Origin of the sequence: Gluconacetobacter diazotrophicus PA1 5 (genome assembly GCF_000067045.1) — a bacterium.
GTDB lineage: Bacteria > Pseudomonadota > Alphaproteobacteria > Acetobacterales > Acetobacteraceae > Gluconacetobacter > Gluconacetobacter diazotrophicus.
Genome location: NC_010125.1, coordinates 445,367 through 466,185, shown reverse-complemented (window position 1 = coordinate 466,185; position 20,819 = coordinate 445,367). Strand labels below are relative to the sequence as shown.

Annotated in this window: 18 protein-coding genes; 3 read left to right on the top strand and 15 right to left on the bottom strand. The window is 66.9% G+C overall.

Annotated features, from left to right (window positions below; all coding sequences use genetic code 11):
- Positions 1 to 4: 4 nt before the first annotated feature.
- The 4 genes from GDI_RS02175 to GDI_RS02160 are packed head-to-tail and all read right to left on the bottom strand — an operon-like array spanning position 5 to position 5,191.
- Entirely contained in the window at positions 5 to 1,816 is a 1,812-nt protein-coding gene (locus GDI_RS02175) for an ABC transporter ATP-binding protein (RefSeq protein ID WP_012222880.1), read from the bottom strand.
- Entirely contained in the window at positions 1,813 to 2,685 is an 873-nt protein-coding gene (locus tag GDI_RS02170; protein ID WP_012222878.1) for an ABC transporter permease, read from the bottom strand. Before GDI_RS02170 ends, GDI_RS02175 begins: the two co-directional genes overlap by 4 nt.
- Entirely contained in the window at positions 2,682 to 3,653 is a 972-nt protein-coding gene (locus tag GDI_RS02165) for an ABC transporter permease (RefSeq protein ID WP_012222876.1), read from the bottom strand. Before GDI_RS02165 ends, GDI_RS02170 begins: the two co-directional genes overlap by 4 nt.
- A complete protein-coding gene (locus GDI_RS02160) occupies positions 3,650 to 5,191 on the bottom strand; it encodes an ABC transporter substrate-binding protein (protein ID WP_041249251.1) in 1,542 nt (513 codons plus the stop codon). The genes GDI_RS02165 and GDI_RS02160 overlap by 4 nt, the downstream gene beginning before the upstream one ends.
- Before the next feature lie 247 nt (positions 5,192 to 5,438).
- Between GDI_RS02160 and argE the strand changes: the two genes are divergently transcribed.
- Both argE and GDI_RS02150 read left to right on the top strand, forming a co-directional pair.
- Positions 5,439 to 6,566, top strand: a complete 1,128-nt coding sequence (gene argE, locus GDI_RS02155) for an acetylornithine deacetylase (RefSeq protein WP_231854189.1) — start codon at positions 5,439 to 5,441, stop codon at positions 6,564 to 6,566.
- A 34-nt stretch (positions 6,567 to 6,600) separates the two neighbouring features.
- The gene (locus GDI_RS02150) at positions 6,601 to 8,064 is read left to right on the top strand and encodes an aldehyde dehydrogenase family protein (RefSeq protein WP_012222870.1); all 1,464 of its coding nucleotides are present in this window, start codon (positions 6,601 to 6,603) and stop codon (positions 8,062 to 8,064) included.
- 40 nt (positions 8,065 to 8,104) lie between these two features.
- Here GDI_RS02150 and GDI_RS02145 read toward each other — a convergent pair whose 3' ends face one another.
- Positions 8,105 to 9,376, bottom strand: coding sequence for an NAD(P)/FAD-dependent oxidoreductase (locus tag GDI_RS02145; protein ID WP_012222868.1), 1,272 nt, complete (start codon positions 9,374 to 9,376; stop codon positions 8,105 to 8,107).
- Between the two features lie 11 nt (positions 9,377 to 9,387).
- Positions 9,388 to 10,056, bottom strand: coding sequence for a haloacid dehalogenase type II (locus tag GDI_RS02140; protein ID WP_012222866.1), 669 nt, complete (start codon positions 10,054 to 10,056; stop codon positions 9,388 to 9,390).
- Positions 10,057 to 10,324: 268 nt separating this feature from the next.
- Between GDI_RS02140 and GDI_RS02135 the strand changes: the two genes are divergently transcribed.
- Entirely contained in the window at positions 10,325 to 11,650 is a 1,326-nt protein-coding gene (locus GDI_RS02135) for an NAD(P)/FAD-dependent oxidoreductase (protein ID WP_012222864.1), read from the top strand.
- A 21-nt stretch (positions 11,651 to 11,671) separates the two neighbouring features.
- Here the strand turns inward: GDI_RS02135 and GDI_RS02130 are convergent, their stop codons facing one another.
- The 9 genes from GDI_RS02130 to nifV all read right to left on the bottom strand — a co-directional run bounded on the left by GDI_RS02130 (position 11,672) and on the right by nifV (position 20,818).
- The gene (locus tag GDI_RS02130; protein ID WP_012222862.1) at positions 11,672 to 12,652 is read right to left on the bottom strand and encodes an aldo/keto reductase; all 981 of its coding nucleotides are present in this window, start codon (positions 12,650 to 12,652) and stop codon (positions 11,672 to 11,674) included.
- Positions 12,653 to 12,788: 136 nt separating this feature from the next.
- Complete coding sequence (locus tag GDI_RS02125; RefSeq protein ID WP_012222861.1) at positions 12,789 to 14,384, bottom strand: methyl-accepting chemotaxis protein; 1,596 nt, start codon at positions 14,382 to 14,384, stop codon at positions 12,789 to 12,791.
- A 373-nt stretch (positions 14,385 to 14,757) separates the two neighbouring features.
- Complete coding sequence (gene modD, locus GDI_RS02120; RefSeq protein ID WP_081482844.1) at positions 14,758 to 15,639, bottom strand: ModD protein; 882 nt, start codon at positions 15,637 to 15,639, stop codon at positions 14,758 to 14,760.
- On the bottom strand, positions 15,617 to 15,901 hold the full coding sequence (locus GDI_RS02115; protein ID WP_012222856.1) for a ferredoxin family protein: 285 nt from the start codon (positions 15,899 to 15,901) through the stop codon (positions 15,617 to 15,619). Before GDI_RS02115 ends, modD begins: the two co-directional genes overlap by 23 nt.
- Positions 15,902 to 15,929: 28 nt before the next feature.
- Positions 15,930 to 17,210: an FAD-dependent oxidoreductase gene (locus GDI_RS02110; protein WP_012222854.1), complete on the bottom strand. Its 1,281-nt coding sequence runs from the start codon at positions 17,208 to 17,210 to the stop codon at positions 15,930 to 15,932.
- A 10-nt stretch (positions 17,211 to 17,220) separates the two neighbouring features.
- Positions 17,221 to 18,315 (bottom strand): electron transfer flavoprotein subunit alpha/FixB family protein, encoded by a 1,095-nt coding sequence (locus GDI_RS02105; RefSeq protein ID WP_012222853.1) that lies wholly within the window; start codon positions 18,313 to 18,315, stop codon positions 17,221 to 17,223.
- A gap of 13 nt (positions 18,316 to 18,328) precedes the next feature.
- Complete coding sequence (locus GDI_RS02100; protein ID WP_012222850.1) at positions 18,329 to 19,183, bottom strand: electron transfer flavoprotein subunit beta/FixA family protein; 855 nt, start codon at positions 19,181 to 19,183, stop codon at positions 18,329 to 18,331.
- A 152-nt stretch (positions 19,184 to 19,335) separates the two neighbouring features.
- Positions 19,336 to 19,659, bottom strand: coding sequence for a nitrogenase stabilizing/protective protein NifW (gene nifW / locus GDI_RS02095; RefSeq protein ID WP_012222847.1), 324 nt, complete (start codon positions 19,657 to 19,659; stop codon positions 19,336 to 19,338).
- Positions 19,660 to 19,678: 19 nt separating this feature from the next.
- A complete protein-coding gene (nifV, locus tag GDI_RS02090; RefSeq protein ID WP_012222846.1) occupies positions 19,679 to 20,818 on the bottom strand; it encodes a homocitrate synthase in 1,140 nt (379 codons plus the stop codon).
- Position 20,819: the final 1 nt, after the last annotated feature.

Genomic DNA, 20,819 nt, shown 5'->3' with positions numbered 1-20,819 from the left:
GAGCCTACGGCATCTGGCGATGACAGAGGATATCCGCCCCGGCCGGACTGTGCCGCACGGGAGGCGGCGCGGTCCGGCAGGCATCGAGGCGCACCGGACAGCGATCGAGGAACGGGCAGAGCGCGCGAACGTCCGCGCCCCCCGAGGCATCCGCCATCGGGGCCGGGCGGTCCAGCGCGCGGGCGGCGCGGATATCCTCCAGCCAACCGGGCCGCAATTCGGGCACCGAGCCGGTCAGCAGGGTCGTGTAGGGATGATGGACCGGATCGCCCAATGCCGCGCGGGGCGTGACCTCGACCGTGCGCCCGCGATACAGGACCATGACGTCGCCGCAGACCGAGCGCAGGGTTTCGAGCCCATGCGTGATGAAGATACAGGACAGTCCCAGGTCGCGCTGGATGTCCCGCAGCAGGTCGAGCACGGCCTGCGCCACCACCGTATCCAGCGCGGAGGTGATTTCGTCGCACAGCAGCACGTCGGGCCGCGCCGCCAGCGCGCGGGCCAGGTTGATCCGCTGCTTCTGCCCGCCGGACAATTCGCCGGGCAGGCGGCCGGCCATCGCCGCCGGAAGCTTCACCAGGTCCAGCATGCGCCGGGTTTCCGCATCCAGCGCCGCCCCCTGCATGCCGTGATAGAGCTGCAACGGGCGGGACAGGATGGTCCTGATCGGCTGGCGGGGGTTGAGCGCGGTATCCGCCATCTGGAACGCCATCTGGATGCGGCGCTTTTCCTCGCGCGACCGGTGGGCGAGGTCGGGGGCCAGAGGGGTCCCGTTCAGCATGACGGTGCCCCGGGCCGCGGGCAGGAACCCGGCGATGGTCCGCGCCAGCGTGCTTTTGCCGGACCCGGATTCGCCGATGATGCCCAGCGTCCTGCCGCGCCCGAGCGTGAACGTCACGCCATCGACGATCGGCACGACGGGATAGCCCCGCGGATCGAGCCCCCCATAGCCGGCCACCAGCCCCGACACCGCCAGGACCGGGGCCTGTCGTTCCGACGGCGGGCGGTCGCGCGCCACGGGGGACGCGGCCTTCAGCAACGCGCGGGTATAGGGGTGGGCCGGGGCCTCCAGGATCTGCCGGACGGGCGCGATTTCCTGGATCGTGCCGTGGCGCAGCACGACCACCCGGTCCGCGACCTGCGCCACCACCGGCAGGTCGTGCGAGACGTAGATGCCGGTAATGTTCAGGGCCTTGACCACGGATTTGAACGAGGCCAGCACCTCGATCTGCGTGGTGACGTCCAGCGCGGTCGTCGGTTCGTCGAAGATGATGATCTCGGGGTCGGTGATCAGCGCCATGGCCGCCAGCAGGCGCTGCAACTGCCCGCCCGATACCTCGTGCGGGTAGCGCCGCCCCACATTGTCCGGGTCCGGCAGGGCCAGGAGCCGGAACAGTTCGACCGCGCGGGCCTCCGCCTCGCGCCGCGGCATCGTGGCGTGCAGGTGCGCGGCCTCGATGACCTGCGTCATGATCGGCTTGGCCGGGTTGAACGACGCGGCCGCGCTCTGCGCGACATAGGCGACGGTGCGGCCGCGGATCTTCTGCAGCGCCGCCGGGCCCATCGCATGCACGTCGTACCCCGCGACGGTGATCGTGCCCCCGGCGATACGGCAGTTCTGGCGCGCGTAGCCCAGCAGTGCGAGCGCGATCGTGGTCTTGCCGGACCCGGATTCGCCGATCAGCGCGATGACTTCGCCCCGCTGGACCGTCAGGTCGATGCCGTCGACGATCACCGTCTCGGGCTCGCCGGGACGCCGGCCGGTGATCTTCAGGCCGGAGAGGGAGATGATGGGCAGTTCGGCAAGCGACTTCACCGGCGGCCCCCCTTGGCGGACATCCGGTCGATCGACAGGTTGACGCCGACGGTCAGCACCGCGATCGCCAAGGCGGGCGCCAGGACGGCGGGCGCCGCGAAGACGATGCCGAGAATGTTCTCGCGCACCAGCGAGCCGAGGTCCGCGTCGGGCGGCTGCACCCCCAGCCCGAGGAAGCTGAGATTGCTCAGCAGCAGCACGACATAGACGAAGCGCAGGCCCATGTCCGTCAGCACCGGCCCGATCATGTTCGGCAGGATTTCGTGGCGGATCAGGTAAGGCAGGCCCTCGCCCCGGCCCCGCGCCACCAGCACGAAATCGAGCTGGTGGAGCTGAAGCGCCAGCGCATAGGACACGCGATAGCATCCGGGCATGTAGATCACCGCCATCGCGCCGATCAGCACCGGCCAGGACGAACCGAACGCCGCGACGAGGATCAGCCCGAACAGGACGCTGGGAATGGAAATCAGCGCATCGCACAGGCGGCTGAGCAGGATTTCCGCCCATCCGCCGACCAGGGCCGACCCGATGCCCAGCGTGGCGCCCACCGCGCAGGCCAGCAGGGTCGCGGCCAGCGCGATGAAGACCGTGTCGCGCACGCCCACCAGGATGCGGCTGAAGACGTCGCGGCCCAGATAATCGGTGCCGAGAAGAAAATGCCGGCTGGGCGGCGCGAAGACCGCGTCGCTGACCACCGCCCCGCCATCGAAGGGCGCAAGATACGGCAGCAGCAGGACGATCCCGAAAAGAACGCACGCCCCCAGCGCGACCCCCTGCCGCCCGGTCACCGCCCGGCGCCATGGCCGCGCCGGGCCCGCGATCGTCGCGGCGACCATGCCCGCCTCGTCATTCAGAACCGGCTCGGTCAAGAACGCCTCCTGCGCGGGTTGCCGAGTATGGATGCGACATCGGCCAGCGTGATCAGCACCAGGTAGGTCCCGCAGAAAATCAGGGCGCAGGCCTGGATGACGGGCATGTCGCGCGTTGCCACGGCATCCACCATCAGTTTCGCGAGGCCCGGGTAATCGAACACGGTCTCGATCACCACGACGCCGCCCAGCAGCCCGGACAGGCTGAGCGCGATGATGTTCAGCAGCGCCCCGATCGTGTTCGGAAGCGCATGCACCAGGACCAGCCTGACCGGGCCGCAGCCCTTCAGGCGCGCCATCTCGATATAGGGCGCGTCCAGTGCGTCGCACATCGCGGCCCGCGTCATGCGGATCATCTGGGCGATCACCACGCAGCTCAGGCTGATGACCGGCATGGCGAAGGCCCGCAGGAAATCGCCCGGCCCATGCACCTGCGTCGTGTCCGACAGCGCCGGCAGCCAGCGCAGTTCCACGGCGAAGACCAGGACCGCGAAAGTGGCGACCAGGAATTCCGGCAGGGACACGACCGCGATCGTCGCCGACGCCACCGTGCGGTCATACCAGCTCTGGCGGAAGACGGCGGAGGTGATGCCCAGGACCAGCGCCGTGGGCACCGTGACCAGGGCCGTCAGCCCGGCCAGCAGCAGCGAATGCGGCAGCCGCTGCCCGATCAGCGCGCGCACCGGGGCGTGGTTGATCAGGGAATAGCCGGGATCACCGTGCAGCATCCCGCCGATCCAGACCAGGAACCGCCACCATCCGGGCTGGTCCAGATGCAGGGAATGGCGCAGCGCGGCCGCCGCTTCCGGTGTCGCGCTGCGTCCCAGGATGGCCTGCGCGGCATCGCCGGGCAGGAAGCTGGTCGCGGCGAAGATCAGGATGGTCACCAGCAGGAGCGTGCCCAGCGCGGACAGGATGCGCAGGCCCGCCAGCCGCAGCACGATCAGGTGGCGCGAAAACCGGTTCATGACGCCAGCCAGACATGGCGGGCGAATTCGAAGCCCATGAATTCCCCCGTCTTCCTGGGCCGCATGCCGCGCAGCCGGGGTGAAAACGCGTCGATATCACTCAGGAACAGCGGAATGCACACCCCGCTGCCGTCATGGACCAGGACCTGCATTTGCGCGAACATCTCGGCCCGCAGGCTTTCATTGCGCTCGCCCCGCGCGGCGCGCAGCAGCCGGTCGAATTCAGGATTGCGCCAGCGGGATTCGTTCCACGGCGCGTCCGAGGCATAGGACAGCGAAAACGCCATTTCGGCCCGGGGCCGGGGGTTCAGATTGCCGAAGGATATCGGCGCCTGCATCCAGTAATTCGACCAGTACCCGTCCGCCGGGACCTGCTGGATGGCCAGGTCGATGCCCAGCGGCGGCGCATCGTGCTGCAACAGGATCGCCATTTCGACCGATCCCTCCGCCGCCGGCGAACAGACCATCGGCACCCGGCTGCCCGTCAGGCCGGATCGCCGGAAATGATAGCGCGCGCGGTCCAGGTCCTGCACGGTCTGGGGCAGCGACGCATCGAAATAGGGAAACCCCGGTGCGATCGGCTGGTCGTTCCCGACCTGCGCGTAGCCCCGGAAGATCGCGCTTTTCATCTGCTCGCGATTGAACAGGTATTTCATTCCGCGCACGAAATCCGGGTTATTGCCAGGCGCCTGGTCCAGCCGCATGATGAAATCGGTATAGGCCCCGCCCGGCGCTTCCATGATCTGCAGGCCGCGCTGCCGCAGCAGGGGCGCCAGCCGCGGATTGACGCCGCCGATCAGGTCGACGTCCCCGGACATCAGCGCATCATGGCGCGCCATGTCATCGGCGATGGTGAAAAATTCGATTTCGTCCAGGTGGGGCTGTCCGTCGCGCCAATAGTCCGGATTGCGCACGGCGACCGAGCGGATGCCGGGGCTGAATTCCTGGCAGAGGAACGGGCCCGTGCCGTTGGCGCGCGAAAAATCGGTCGTGGCGTTCTTGATGATGTAGAACGGCGCCAGGGACAGAAGGGCCGGAAGATCGACATTGGCCGCGACCAGCGTCAACTCGACCTCGTCGGCGGCACGCGCGCGGATGCTGCCGAACTGCCGGGCGATCGCCTTCTGCTGCGAGCCCACGCGCGGGTCGAGATGCCGCAGCAGCGAAAACACCACATCGTCCGCCGTCAGCGGGGAGCCGTCATGAAAGCGGACCCCCTTGCGCAGCCGGATCGTCCAGCGGATGGCGTCGTCGCTTTCGATCGCAATGGCCAGGGAGGGCTGTACCTGCAGCGCCTCGTCCAGTTCCGTCAGCGCGTCATAGAACATCGCGCCACGGATATAATCCGTGGACAGCGCCCCGCGCGCGGGGTCGAGCGTATCGGCGCTGGACCCGGAAAAGCCGGCGACGCGGATGCGCCCCCCGCGCCGGGGGATTTCCACCGCCTGCGCCCGCGCGCCCGGCGGCGCGCAAGCCGCGATAGCGCCCCCGGCCAGGATCTGAAGCGCGTCGCGGCGCGTATGAGAGCGGAAAGCCACCGGGTTACAGCTCCTCCAGCGCGATTTTTGAAAGCATAACCCGTTCGTAACGATAAGGGAGCGCGTCTTCGCGGCCGGAGAGAGGAGATTCTGTCGTTTCGTCCCCCGTTCGCGGCAGAGCGTGTCGCACGGCAGCACGTGCTTCACGGCGGAACGATTGCGGTATGATCTATCGAAATGCCGTCCACATTCGCAACGCCGCCTTGCCGCATCCGTGGGACAAATCGACAAACGGGAACGCGGGGGAATGATGACGGTCGTCGACATACTGGAACGCCTGATCGCCTTTCCGTCCGTCGTCGGCACGCCCAATGGCGCGATCGTCCAGTGGGTCCGCGCCTATCTGGAGGAACACGGCGCCACGGTATCCGTCCTGCCGGGGCCGGAGGGCGACCGGTTCAACCTGTTCGCCACCATCGGCCCCGCCGACCGGCCGGGTTATATCCTGTCGGGCCACACCGACGTCGTTCCCGCCGGCGAACCGGAATGGTCATCCGACCCGTTTTGCATGCGCGCGGACGGCGATGCGCTGTTCGGGCGCGGGACGTCCGACATGAAGGGCTTCCTTGCCGCCGTCCTGGCGAGCGTCCCCGCGCTGGCGCGGATGAAGCTGGCCCGGCCGATCCATATCGCCTTTTCCTATGACGAGGAGGCCGGCGCGCGCGGCGTGCCGCACATGATCGCCCGCCTGCCCGAGCTTTGCGCTCGCCCCCTGGGCGCCATCATCGGCGAACCCAGCCTGATGCGCGGAATCCGCGCCCATAAGGGCAAGGTGGCGGCACGGATCACGCTGCGGGGCAGGCCGGGCCATTCCTCCCGCCCCGACCTGGGCGCGAATGCCATCCACGCGATGGCCGGCATCCTCGGCGCCACCGTCGCGCAGGCGCGAAAGCTGACCGAGGGCCCGCTGCACCCGGCTTTCCAGCCCCCGTATTCGTCGCTGCAGGCGGGGGTGATCTCCGGCGGGCAGGCCATCAACGTGATCCCGGAACGCTGCACGATGGATGTCGAGGCGCGCGCCATCCATGGCGTCGAGCCGGCGGACCTTCTGGCGCCCATCCGCGAGGCGGTCGAAACCCTCACCATCGACGGCGTGCGGGCGGAGTGGGAGCAGATCAGCGCCTACCCTGCCCTGCTGCTGGCGCCGGACACCGGACTGGCCCGCCTGGTCGAAGACCTGACCGGCCAGGACACCCTTCCGGCGGTCAGCTACGGCACCGAGGCGGGGCTGTTCCAGCAGGCCGGCATCGATGCGATCATCTGCGGACCGGGCGATATCGGCCGCGCGCACAAGCCCGACGAATTCATACTGGAAAGCGAACTGGCCGCATGCCTGCGCATGATCGCGGCACTCGGTCAACGCTGTGCGTCGTGACGCCGACGCAGCAGGAATACAACAGGATTTCCCGATGAGCCTGAGCTTCGACCCGGATACGCTTCCCCTGCCCGTCGGCCATTTCATCGGCGGGGACCTTCTGCCCGCCGAGCCCGTGATCGATATCCTCCGTCCCTCCGACGGGCGGCCACAGACCGGATGCCCCCTGGCCGGGGCCGACCTTGTCGACCGGGCGGTCAATACCGCAAAGGCGGCGCTGAAATCCAGCAACTGGGCCGGACTGCGCCCCCGCGAACGCACCAGAATCCTTCAGGCGTGGGCGGACCTGATGGAAACGGAAGCCGCGACCCTGGCCAAAATCGAGGCCCTGTCTTCCAGCAGGCCGGTCGGGCAGCTTGTCGCGGGAGATATCGCCGTCACGGCGGAACAGATCCGATTCTTCGCCGAATTCGCCGACAAGGAAGGCAGCGATCTGGTTCCGACCGACGACCGCAGCCTGGGCATGATCATGACCGAGCCCTATGGCGTGGTCGGTGCCATCGTGCCGTGGAACGTGCCGATCAGCACCGCCGGATGGAAACTGGGGCCCGCCCTGGCCGCCGGAAACGCCGTTGTCCTGAAACCGTCCGAACAGACCCCGTTCTCGGTCGTCCATATGGCGCGACTGGCGGTGAAGGCCGGTGTTCCCGCCGGGCTGATCAATATCGTCCTGGGTGACGGGCAGACGACCGGCAGCGCGATCACCGGGCACCCCGGCATTGCCAAGGTCAGCTTCACGGGGTCCAGCCGTGCCGGCGCCGCCATTGCCGGTCACATCGCCGCCACCGGCATCAAGCCCATGACGCTGGAGTTGGGGGGGAAAAGCCCGCAGATCGTCTTTGCCGACGCCGACCTGCCCCGGGCGGCCGATGCCATCGCCGCCAGCATCCTGGCCAATGCCGGACAGGGCTGCGTGGCCGGAACGCGCCTGATCCTGCAGGACGGCATCGCCGGCCCGTTGGTCGAAGCCGTCGCCGCGCGCATGGAGCGCGTGCGTCCCGGCCCGACCTGGGACGAGACATCGTGCTATCCCCCCATCATTTCCGAAGTGCAGATCAGCCGTATCGACGGCATCGTGCAGGCCGCGATCGCCCACGGCGCGGAATGCGTCATCGGCGGCGGCCGGATGGACTGCGCGGGATATTTCTACAAGCCCACGATCCTGGCCAACGTGTCCCCCCGGTCCCCGGCGCTGCTGGAGGAAATCTTCGGCCCCGTCCTGACCGTCCAGACCTTTACCGAGGAGGAGGAGGCGCTGGCCCTGGCCGACCACCCGACATACGGCCTGGCCGCCGGGGTTTTCACGTCCGACCTGTCACGCGCCGTCCGCATGAGCCGCCTGATCCAGGCGGGGACGATCTGGGTCAACCGCTATAGCCGGTCGCGCGACCATATCCTGCCGACCGGGGGATACAAGCAGTCCGGGCTGGGGAAGGATCTGGGGCGGGAGGCGTATCTGGCCAACCGCAAGAGCAAGAGCGTCCTGATCGGTCTTTGAGGACAGCCCTTCTTTTCCTGAGGAAAGAAGGGCTGTCCTTTCAGCGGATGCGATCCAGCATCTTGTAGTAGAGTCCGACCATCGGCAGAAACCACGGCTTGCCGAAATGCCCCGGAATGGCGTTCCACGCGACGCCCTTCATCGGGTTGCGGTCCTCGCGGCCAAGGATATTGTCGGCCATGACCACGCCAAGCTGGGTCGAAAGCTGGGCGCCGTGTCCCGAAAACCCCATGGCATACCACACGCCATCCTGATACCCGGCGCGCGGCAGGCGATCCTGCGTCATGTCCAGCAGGCCGCCCCAGCAGTAATCGATTTCGACATCGGCCAGGGCAGGAAAGATGGAGGCCATCTGCGCGCGCAGGATCTTGCCGCTCCTGGCATCCGACGTGTGGTCGGACGTTGCCGAGAACCGGGCGCGACCGCCGAAGATCAGGCGGTTGTCGGGCGACAGGCGGAAATAGTTCCCGACATGCATCGACGTCACGCAGGTACGGTTGCCCGGCATGGCCGCCGCGATTTCGGCGGCGTTCAGCGGGCGGGTGGCGATGATGAAACTGCCGACGACGATGATCCGCTTGCGGAAGAACCCGAAATTCGGCGTCGTATAGGCGCCCGTCGCGACAAGCACGGTGTCCGCCGTCACCTGCCCGCGCGGCGTCGTCAGGACGTGCCGGTTCCCGGTCCTGACGGTGTCCGTCACCGGCGCGTTTTCGAAAATGGTGCCGGCATGCCGCACGACCGCCTGGGCCAGGCCCGTCACATAACGGCCCATATGCATCACCGCGCTCTTGCGGAAGAGCATCGCGCCGTAGAACGGCGCGCCGATCTCGGCCTTCAGTCGCCTGCGACAGCAGGCGGTGTCGGGATCGACCTCGGCGTGGATCGCCTCGAAATTTTTCGCCAGTCCCGCGACGTGCTGGGGCTTGGAGGCCAGCTTGAGCTTGCCCGCGCGCCGGAAATCGCAGTCGATCCCCTCGTCGTCGATGATCGAGGCGATGGTGTCGATCGAATCGTCGAACGCCTTGTAGAGCGCGATCGCGCGCTCCTTGCCCAGCTTCGCCTTCGCATCGGGGTAGCTGTGGGCCAGCCCGTTGTTCAGGTGCCCGCCATTGCGGCCGGACGCGCCCCAGCCCACACGCTCCGCCTCCAGCACGACGACGCGGGCCCCTGCCCTGGCAAGCTGCCGGGCTGCCGACAGCCCCGTGAAACCGCCGCCGATCACCGCGACGTCATAGTGGCCATCGACCGGCCCGCCCGCGCCCTTGTCGAAGACGGGGGCCGTGTCATGCCAGTAGGAGGCGAATTTCATGGTCTTGACCTTTACAGTCCCACGACACCGGCCAGGCCGGAAATGTCCGGGATTTCGACATACTCGTAATAGGGATTCGCGGGTTCGTGGCCGCGATTGACCCAGACCTTGTTCCTGATGCCCAGATCGTGCGCGGACATCAGGTCATAGCGGAACGAGGACGAGCAGTGCAGGATGTCCTCGGGGCCGCAGCCGAGTTCGTCGAACATGTATTCGAACGGCCTGAAGCGCGGCTTGTAGGCCTGCGCCTGCTGCGCGGTGAACACCGCGTGGAACGGCGCGCCCAGCCTGGCGACGTTGTCGGGAATCTGCGCATCCATCGCGTTCGACAGGATGACCAGCGGGATTTCCCTGGCCACCTTCGCCAGCCCCGCCGGCACATCCGGGTGCGGGCCCCAGGTCGGCACGCGCTCGTAGACCAGCCTGGCATCGTCGTCGTGGAACGTCACGCCGCGGCGTTTGCAGGTCCGCTCCAGCGCGTTGTGGACGACCTCGTGATACGGCTTCCAGTCGCCCATGACCTCGTCGAAGCGATAACCCGAGAAGTTCCTGATGAACTCCTGCATCTCCGCCTCGTCCAGCCGGTCACCGTACAGATCGCGCGCGGCATTGGCCATTTCGAAGTAGATGAGCGTGCCGTAGCAGTCGAACGTGATGTATTTGGGACGGAACTGAGCCATGTCTGACGATCCTCTGCCGCTGATGGATGCGTTCTGCGATATCCGATCATAGAAGCCCCCCGCCGGGCCGCCGCATCCGAATCAATGATCTCGGAGGCGGAATGTTTTGTATTCATGGCGCGGTTCGGCACAATATTCCATGCCCCCGCCAGCCTTCGGATGGTTTTCCCGGCCATATGGCGGATAATCCGGACAGAGAGTGGCGCACCGCCCCCCTGGCGGGTTTCGGCCCGAATCTTCCGCCGGGACCGGCGATTGGAGAAGCATCATGTCCGCACCGCTGCACTATATCGAAGGGTCGACAACGCTGCCCGCGTCGGCGGATGCCGTTGTCATCGGCGGCGGTATCGTGGGGGTCTTCGCCGCGTATTACCTGGCCCGGCGGGGCCTGAGCGTCGCCCTGGTCGAAAAGGGGCGCGTGGGCGCCGAGCAGTCCAGCCGCAACTGGGGCTGGTGCCGCCAGCAGAACCGCGACGCGCGCGAACTGCCGATGGCGACGCGCAGCCTGGACCTGTGGCAGAGCTTCGCGGGCGAAAGCGGCGAGGATACCGGCTTTCGCCGGTGCGGCCTGCTGTACCTGAGCAATGACGACGCCGAAATCGAACGCTGGACGCGGTGGCGGGACTTCGCCCGGACAGTGGGCGTCACGACCACGATCCTGGACAGCGCCCAGGCGACGGAGCGCGGCACCGCCAGCGGGCGGGCGTGGAAGGGTGGCGTGTTCTCGCCCTCCGACGGGGTCGCGGACCCCAGCATGGCCGCCCCCGCCGTCGCCCGGGCCATCATGAAGCTGGGCGGCACCGTGCTGGAACACTGCGCCGCGCGCGGCATCGAACAGGAAGGCGGCCGCGTCAGCGGCGTCGTCACCGAACGCGGAACGATCAGGACGCCCATCGCCATCCATGCCGGCGGCGCCTGGGCGTCCTCCTTCTGCCACCAGCTTGGCATCCGTTTCCCGCAGGCCTCCATCCGGTCGTCCAGCATGGCGCTTTCACCCGGCGCCACCGGATTGCCGGACGCGCTTCATACCAGCGAGATCTCGTTCACGCGGCGCAGTGACGGCGGCTATACGCTGGCCATCAGCGGCTTCGGGCGCGTCGATGTCACGCCCCAGCAACTGCGCTTCGCGCCGCAGTTCCTGCCGATGTTCCTCAAACGCTGGCGCAGCCTGGCCCCCGGCGGGCTGGAGGGCATACGCTCCGGCCACGAAACCCTGGCCCGCTGGCGCCTCGATGCCCCCACCCCCATGGAGCGCATGCGCATCCTCGACCCCAGGCCGGACCGCGCGAAATTGCGGCTGACCTACCGCCGCGCCGTGGAACTGCTGCCCGAACTGCGCAAGACACAGATCTCGGCCGCCTGGGCGGGCTATATCGACGCGACGCCGGACGGCGTTCCCGCCATCGGCGAGATCAGCACCGTGCCGGGCCTGATCCTGGCCGCCGGCTTCTCGGGCCATGGGTTCGGCATCGGTCCGGGCGCCGGTCATCTGGTCGCCGACCTTGTCACCGGCGCGGCCCCGATCGTCGATCCCGTGCCGTACAGCCCCGAGCGCTTCAGGGTTTCGTCCTGGGGGAAGGTTGCTGAATTCTAGAGGATCTTTTTGAAGGAGGACTTAGCCGAATCCCACGACCGGGTGCGGAACATAGGGTGCTGCCAGGGCGGCGATCTCCTCCGCCGTCAGGGTCAGGGACAGCGCACCGACCGCGTCGGCCAGTTGCCCGGGCTTCGACGCCCCCACGATCGGCGCCGTCACGCCCGGCGTCTGGAGCACCCACGCCAGCGCGACCTGGGCGCGCGGCACGCCGCGTTGCGCCGCGATCCGGCCGACGGCATCAATGACGGCGCGATCCGATTCTTCCGTTTTTTCATACAGGATTTTGGCGTAGTTGTCCGTTTCCTGCCGGCTGGTGCTTTCGTTCCCGTCCCGCGCCAGGCGCCCGCGCGCCAGCGGGCTCCAGGGCAGGACGCCGATCCCCTGGTCCCGGCAGAAGGGCAGCATTTCGCGCTCTTCCTCGCGGTTCAGCAGGTTCAGATGGTCCTGCATGCTGACGAACTCCGTCCAGCCGTTGAGCCGCGACGTGTAGACCGCCTTGGCGAACTGCCACGCATACATGGACGACGCGCCGATATAGCGCGCCTTGCCCGCCTTCACGACGTCATGCAACGCCTCCATCGTTTCCTCGATCGGCGTTTCAGGGTCCCAGCGATGGATCTGGTAGAGGTCCACGTAATCGGTACCGAGGCGGCGCAGGCTGTTGTCGATCTCGCCCAGGATCGCCTTGCGCGACAGACCGCCCCCGTTGGGGCCCTTGCGCTGCGGAAAGAACACCTTGGTGGCCAGCACGATCTCCTCGCGCCGGGCGAAATCGCGGATCGCGCGGCCGACGATCTCCTCCGACGTGCCGTCGGAATAGGTATTGGCGGTATCGAGAAAATTGATCCCGGCGTCCAGCGCCTGACGGATCAGCGGGCGGCTGGTTTCCTCGTCCAGCGTCCAGGGATGGTTGCCGCGTTCCGGCACGCCATAGGTCATGCAGCCCAGGCAGATACGCGATACCTGCAGGCCGGTCCGGCCCAAGCGCGTGTACTCCATGATGCGTCTTCCCCGACTGTTTCCAGGACCGGCACAGAACCGGCATGGGAAATCACGTAGTCACGGACGCGCGCCTCATCAAGCATCGCACTGCGACCCGGTCCTGGAAACGCCGCCCGGCCTGTCCCGGATACCCTCAGACTTCTTCCCGGGGGCCGTCGCTGTATCGCGGCCTGCGGGCAAAGCTGGCGGAAATCCTGTCGGCCAGGGCCTGAAGCTGGGACACCGCCTGTCGGCTTGCAGGCGCATCGGGTCGGGCCATGGTCCGGCTTTGATCCTGCCCGTCATCGACCGCGAAGCGTCCGACCAGGGCAGCCAGTTCCTCGGTTTCACCCTTGAGGGACCGCGTGGCGGCGGTGGTTTCCTCGACCATCGCCGCATTCTGCTGCACGACCTGGTCCACCTGGTTCACGGCGATGTTCACCTGGCTGAGTCCGGCCGCCTGCTCCTGGGTCGAGGAGGCGATTTCGCCCACCAGGTCGTCGATTTCGGTGACCTTGGCCATGATGGCCTTCAGCGCCTTGCCGGTCTCGTCCACCAGGCCGACGCCGTGATTCACATGCTGTGCCGAGGCCAGGATCAGGGCCTTGATTTCCCTGGCGGCCTCGGACGACCGTTGCGCCAGGGCGCGTACCTCCTGCGCGACGACCGCGAAGCCACGGCCCTGGTCGCCGGCACGGGCGGCCTCGACCCCCGCGTTCAGGGCCAGCAGATTGGTCTGGAATGCGATGTCGTAGATGATTCCGTTGATCCGGGCGATCTGGTTCGACGATTTCTCGATTTCGCTCATCGCGAGGATGGCCTGGTCCACCACCGTGCCCGAATGCCGGGTGTCCGCCTTGGCCGCGTTGACCGCCCCGCTGGCCCGCTTTGTGCCGCCGGCCGTCCGGGTCACCGACGCGGTGATCTGGTCGAGGGCCGCCGCCGTCTGCTGGATGCTGGCCGCCTGTCTTTCGGTCCGCTGCGACAGGTCGTCGGCGGCATTCGCGATTTCATCCGCGCCCCGGCTGATCGTCTCGGCCGTGCCCTGGACCTGGGACAGCGTTTCGGACAATTGCGCGATGGCGAGGTTGAAGTCGTCGCGCAACTGCCTGTATTCCTCGGGCATGTCGTCGCCGATGCGATGGGTCAGGTCGCCTTGCGCGATCCTGCCCAGGGCCTCGCCGACCGCTTTCATGACGGCGTCGTTGGTCGCCCTGGCACGCGCCTCCGACGCCTGGCGCGCCGTCTCCAGCGCATCGAGATAGACGGAAATCGCGAAATCCATATCGAGCATGGTGGCCTTGACGACGGCGCTCAGTTCCGCCGTCACCTGTCTGGCCGATGACCGCCCGGCCCCCAGGATTCCCCTCGGCCAGCGCGCCTCGACGATCGCCGCGATCAGGGATTCGAGAACCAGGGCATAGCCCCCGATATACCAGCGCGGCTCCAGCCCGATCCGCGCATGCGTCTGCCCGATCGTGGTGACGGCCTTGACGTAATCCTGATTGAATTCACCGCTGGATATGTAATCCCAATGGCCAAGTTGACGATTCTTCGCCGAGGCGATCAGATTCGCGTTATGGAAGAATTGGGCGGTATGGGGGAACGTGCGCGCCTGATCGTAAAATGTATCCAGCGCCCCTGGAAGGGCCTTCATCAGAATTGGCTTGGCATTTTTGATATTCTGTTGCGCGGTGGAGTCCAGATTCATGAAGCTAAGGCGTTCGACAATCTGTGATTCTTTCGTCACTTCATCAACTCCCACCGGCTTGTATTTGTTATAGTTACATTATTCCGTATCAGTTCCGTATTCATTATTCATACACAAACCACCTGGGCCGCATGCATGATGTAGATCAATCTGTCCTGGATCGCAGCATGAAGAGTGTCTTAGGTCCGATACATTGCCAGATGGATAACAGGGCAATACCTGAGACGTTTCATGTAAAGGTTATTTTATGCGCGCTGTCCGGCCCCGCCTGAACGGCTGGCCCTGTCCCGGCGGCGGTACAAGCCGTCGGCGGCCCCGGATCGGAGGCTTCTCGATACGCAAGATAGGGAGCTGGATGCGCATGGGAATCGCCCGGCGCTTCCGGTCGCTCGGGGACCGTGCGCCGGGCCTGCTATCGCGCCTTCAGTTCGACCTGCACGTCACAGGGCGGCGCGGTATACGGTGCCGAGGTCACGACAAGGTCCGCGCCCGCCGCGACGTAGTCCGCGACGTTGCGGGCATTGATGCCCCCGGCCGCGGCCAGACGTGGGCAGAGGGAAAGTGCCTTCAGCCGTTCGGCCAGTCGCGCGACGTCCCGGACGGGAAATTTCTCCATCTGCAGGATGTCCGCCCCGGCCCGTGCGGCCGCGATGGCCTGGTCCGGGCTGGTGACCTCGATGACGATCCGCCGTTCCGGCGCGGTGCGGCGCAGCGTCTGGACCGCCTGAGCCAGGCCGTCATGCGGGTCCATGAAGGCCAGGTGTTCGGGAAATACCAGGATGGTGTCGGACAGGCCGACGCGATGCATCACCCCGCCGCCGGCCACCACCGCCCGCATCGCCAGCGCCCGCGTCAACGGCGGCGCCTTTCGCGTACAGGCGACCGCGACCGTTCCAGCCGCCGCCCCGCCGGATGCGGCGGCCAGGACGATGGCGTTCGTGGCGGTGGCGATGCCGGCCGCCCATTCCATCAGCGTCTGGGCGGTCTTCCACCCCATATGGAGCGCCCCCGCCGGGCCCGTGGCCCGCAGCAGGGGCGTGCCCGGCGTGACCCGGCCGCCGCTGGAGCGCAGCACGTCCACCGTCGCACCCAGCCGGGTCAGTATGGCGGCGGCTTCCTCGCTTCCGCAGACGACCTGTTCGTCCCGGGCGGAGAAATTCATGAGGCCGGGCTGCCCGCCGATGCCCAGCGCCCGTGTCGTCAGGTCGCCAAAGGGCACGTCCTCGGCCAGCAACGCATCGATCAGCGTCGCCGGCAGAGGCGGCAGCCCGTTAACCGAACTTGAAAAGGACACCGTATCCACCACGCGGATACTGCCATTCGATATCGCCCGTCTTGGAGCACACGACGCGACACGTCCCGCATTCCATGCACCCGTCGGCGGCGACTTCCACCTGTCCCTGTTCATTCTGGCTGTAACAGCCGGCGGGACAGATGCGCGTCATGACCAGGAGCGCCTGCGACGGGGTTTCATGCGGACGGACGGTAATATGCGGCCGCCCGACATCCACGACATACCTGTTCTGGAACAGACGGTCTTCGACCCGATCGCTCATCGCCATGCCCTCGCCAGTTTGAATTGCGTCACCCAGCAGGCCCGCGACACCTGTGCGCGCGCCATGCATTCTTCAGAATTTCAGATTCCTTGGCCTTCTTGTCCACGCCGTCCACGCGGAACCACGTCTGTGCCGCGCGGTTCACCAGGCGCGGATACAGATTCATGATGTTGTACCCGCCTTCTTCCAGCATTTTCGGCACGTTCCGGTATTTCTTCAGGTCCTTCATCACGAAGGATTCCTTCAGGAGCGTCTTGTAGGCCCCCAGGTTCGTCGCGGAGCACGAAAGGCCGCTCGTCAGGATATTGGCAACGACCTCGCCGGCCATGCGACCGGTCGTCATCGCGAGATTCGATCCTTCCCGGTGCACGGCATTCACGAAATGCCCGGCATCGCCCGCGACGATCCACCCGTCACCCACCAGTTCGGGGACGGCGCGATATCCGCCCTCGGGGATCAGGTGGGCGGCGTATTCCTTGATTTCCGATCCTTCCAGCAGGGGACGGATGCTGGGGTGCGCCTTGAAGCGGTCCAGCAGGCCATGCGGCGTCGCGGCGCCGCTCCTGGCGAATTCGCTGACCAGGCAGCCGATCCCGACCGAGATGGATTCGCGGTTGGTATACAGGAACGCCGTGCCCACCATGCCGTCGGTCACGGTGCCCATGGCCTCGATCACCACGCCTTCCTCGCCCTTGAGGTTGAAACGCGCGTCGATCACCTCCTGCGGCAGGAAATGCATTTCCTTGACCGCCAGGGCCACGTTCTCGGGCCGCAATTCGTCACGCAGCCCGGACCGCAGGCCGACCAGGCCGTTCACGCCTTCGGCCAGGACGACCACATCGGCGAAGATGCCGTTGCCGTCGCGATCGGTCTGCACGCCGACGACGCGCTTGCGCGCATCGGTGATCAGCCGGGTCACGGTGGTTTCATACAGCACCGTCACCCCGGCATCCCGCACGCGGCGGTTGAACCATTTGTCGAACTGGGCGCGGATGATCGTATAACGGTTGGGGCTTTCCTCGTTATAATCGTCGCTGCGATGATGCATGCCGGTATGCCCGGCATCGTCCATCATCCAGATCCGCTGTTCGATCACGTGACGTTCCAGCGGCGCGTCTTCCCGGAAATCGGGAATGATGCGTTCCAGCGCGTCGGAATACAGGATCGCCCCCTGGACGTTCTTCGATCCCGCATATTCCCCGCGCTCGATCTGCAGGACGCGCAGGCCGCGCTGCGCCATCGTATAGGCCGCCGCGTTCCCCGACGGGCCGGCCCCCACGACGATGGCGTCGAATTGGTGCTGTGTCATTATGCTGTCCTCAGCTCGCCATCCGGTTGACCGACAGGCGCCGTCCGAAAGCCTCGGTCAGCGCCGGCAGAAGGGTGATCGCATCGGCCACGATCCCGACATGGGCAAAATCGAAGATCGGTGCGTTGGGATCGGTATTGATCGCGACGATCAGGTCCGCGCCCTCGACCCCCACGCGATGCTGGATCGCGCCGGAAATGCCCGCCGCGATATACAGGCGCGGGCGGATCGTCTTGCCGGTCTGCCCGATCTGCCGGTCCGAGGGAATCCACCCCTTCTGCACCAGCGGGCGCGACCCGCCCCAGTCCCCGCCCAGCACGGCCGCGAGATCGCGCACCAGCCCCAGGTTCTCGGCACTGCGCAGGCCCATGCCGCCCGCGACGACGATGTCGGCGAAGGCCATCTGCTCGGCCTCGTTGGCCGTATCGGGCAGGAAATCCAGCACCTTGGTGATGATGCTGTCCTCGGCCACGTCGACCTTGAATTCCACGATGCGGCCCGTGCGGCCCGGCTGGGCCTCGGGCATCGCCATGACGCGCGGACGGACGGTGGCCATCTGCGGGCGATAGTTCAGCGTGTGGATCGTGCACAGCAGCGACCCGCCGAATGTCGGGCGCGTGGCCGCCAGCGACCGTTCGCCGTCGATCGCGAGTTCGGTGCAGTCCGCCGTCAGGCCGGTCTTAGCGTCGTCGCGACGGCGCCGGCCAGGTCGCGGCCCAGGACCGTGGCGCCCAGAAGGGACGATTTCCGGTTCATAGGCATTGACCAGCGCGGTCATGACCTGGGTGTAGGGTTCGTTGCGGTAGTTGGCCAGGACCGGATCGTCGGCCAGGTAGACGACGTCGGCGCCATACGAAAACGCCGCCCTTGCCGCCTCGTCCAGTTCGGCCCGGCCGCTGCCCAGCACGATTCCGGCCAGTTCGACCTGCAACTGGTCGGCCAGCTTGCGTCCCTCGCCCAGCAGTTCCAGCGAGACGGGATGGATCTTTCCGTGCTCGAATTCGACGAAGACCCAGACATGGCGGTAGCGCTGGAAGCGCTCCGACAATTCCTTCTTCATATTGGCGCGGCCGCCCGGTGCCCCGCCCGTCGGTTTGGCGTTCATGGCCCTGTCTCCTTCAGTGCGTGGCGGCCTGCTGCAGCAGATCGGCCTGCAGCACGGGCTGGCGGGTGAAGATGGCGTCGATCAGCGTTTCGGCCAGCGCGGCCGGCGTTTCGGTTCCGGTCGCGATCTTCTCGGCCTTTTCGGCCCGGGCCGTGGGGGCGAAGACCTTCTTCACCACGGTCGGCGACCCGCGGAGCCCGCACATCGCCGTATCCTCGATGCCGGCGGCGGCGCCGTTCCACTGGACGATTTCCGCCTGGGCGGCGCGCAGGGCGTCAGCCTGGGTTCCACGCCGGATTTCGTTGCTGCCTTCCATCATCGTGATCATGACCGGCATCACCGAGCGCAGGACCTGCACCCCATGGTCCCCGCGGCGGCGGACCAGGATCTTGCGGTCCACCATGTCCAGGTCATCGATACCGGACACATAGGTCAACTGCGACAGGCCCAGGCGACGGGCGATGCCGGGACCCACCTGCGCGGTATCGCCGTCGATCGTCTGCTTGCCGCAGAAGACGATATCCGGCTCGCCCCAGGTTTCACCGGCCTTGCGGATCAGCTGCGCCAGCGCGTAGCTGGTGGCCAGCGTGTCCGAGCCGGCGAAAATCCGGTCGGTCAGCAGCACGGCACGGTCCGCGCCGAAGGTCATCGCCTTGCGCAGGCTTTCGACGGCCATCGGCGGCCCCATGGTCATGACCGTGACCTGGCCGCCGAACCGGTCGCGCAGGCGCAGCGCCTCTTCCAGCCCGAACAGGTCGTAGGGGTTGATGATCGTCGGCACCCCCTGGCGCATGATCGTGTTGGTGACCGGATGGACGCGGATCTGTCCGCTGTCCGGAACCTGTTTGATACAGACAAAGATTTGCATTCCGCGCCTCCATCGACATGCAGGATGTCATGTTTCCACGGGTCGCAAGAGGCGTACCAGCGAGGCCAAACGGGGCGAAAATTCCCTCAACCGTGAAAAATTCCCCGTCCGGCACCCGCTCTGGCCCCTGGTCCGACATCTCCGCGTCGGGTTCACGTCCCGTCCTGTGTCAACTCCGACAGGCTGACGAACCCACCCGATGGCCGCACCGCGTCCCGGTGGACCTTGAAGACACGCTCGGCAATCGGGGTCGAACGCGTGAAATCGTCGTACGCGCGCTGCAATTGCGCGCGGCACTGGGCACGCGCCGCGTCCTCGTCCGGTTCCAGTTCCGCCTGGGACAGGTAGGTGCCCATGCGGCGCAGGATATGCAGGCGGGCGACATTGAGCACCTCGGCGTCGTACTTGACGCCCAGCGTGCGGAAAAAGTCCTCGGCGGCCGACAGGCCGCGCAGTTCGTCCAGAATGCCCATCATTTCGTGGTTCCCCGATGTCTTATTTCGACACGCCTGCCATCAGGCCCGCATGCATTTCGGCCAGTTCGGCCAGCGCCACCGTGCGCTTGGCGGCGGAGGCACGCGCGCGCACGGCGGCAAGCGTGGCCGCGATGACGGTTTCGTCGGCATCCAGGCCCAGCGCCGCCAGCGCGTGCCGTACCGCGGCCCGGCCGGAATGCTTGCCCAGCACGATTTCGCGCTGGCGGCCGAACTGCACGGGGTCCAGTGCCTCATACGTCGCGGCGTCACGCAGCAGGCCCGAGACATGGATGCCCGATTCATGACGAAAGACCGCGTCGCCGACGATCGCCTTGTCGGGCGGGATATCACGCACGGCGGCGCGCGAGACCAGGGTGGCAAGCCCGGGCAGGCTGTCCAGCTTCACGCCCGCCGGACGGCCCAGCAGGCGATATACCCCCGCCACCACTTCCTCCAGCGGGGCGTTGCCCGCGCGTTCGCCCAGTCCCAGGACGGTGACACTGGCGCACGCCGCGCCGGCCCGCACGGCGGCCAGCGTATTGGCCGTTGCCAGGCCCAGATCGTCATGGCCGTGAAATTCAAGCTGAAGCGGGCTGGACTGGCAGAGATACCGCATGACCTCGTGCACGCCGAACGGGTCCATCACGCCCAGCGTATCGGCGAAGCGGAAGCGGAACGCCCCTGCCTCGGCGATCACGCCCAGCAGATCGACCAGATAGGCCGGATCGGCCCGGCTGGCGTCCTCGCCCCCCACCGACACCGCCAGGCCGTAATCCCTGGCGCGGGAGACGACGTCGCGCGCCATGTCCAGCGTGCGACGCGGCGACATGCGGTATTTCGCCTGGATCTGCCGGACCGAGGTCGAAACGGACAGGTGCACGCTGCCCAGCCCCGTCCGCCGCGCCGCGTGCACGTCTTCGTCGCGCATGCGACACCAGGGGATGACGCGGGCGCGTTCCACCTCGTCGCCGATCGCCGCGATCATGGCGATCTCGGCATCCCCCATGGCCGGAACGCCGGCCTCGATCTCATCCACGCCGGCCGCGTCGAGGGCGCCGGCGATGGCCAGCTTTTCCCACGCGGTAAAGGCCACCCCCGGCGCCTGCTCTCCATCGCGCAGGGTGGTGTCGCTGATCAGCAGACGCGCGTTTTCCGACATC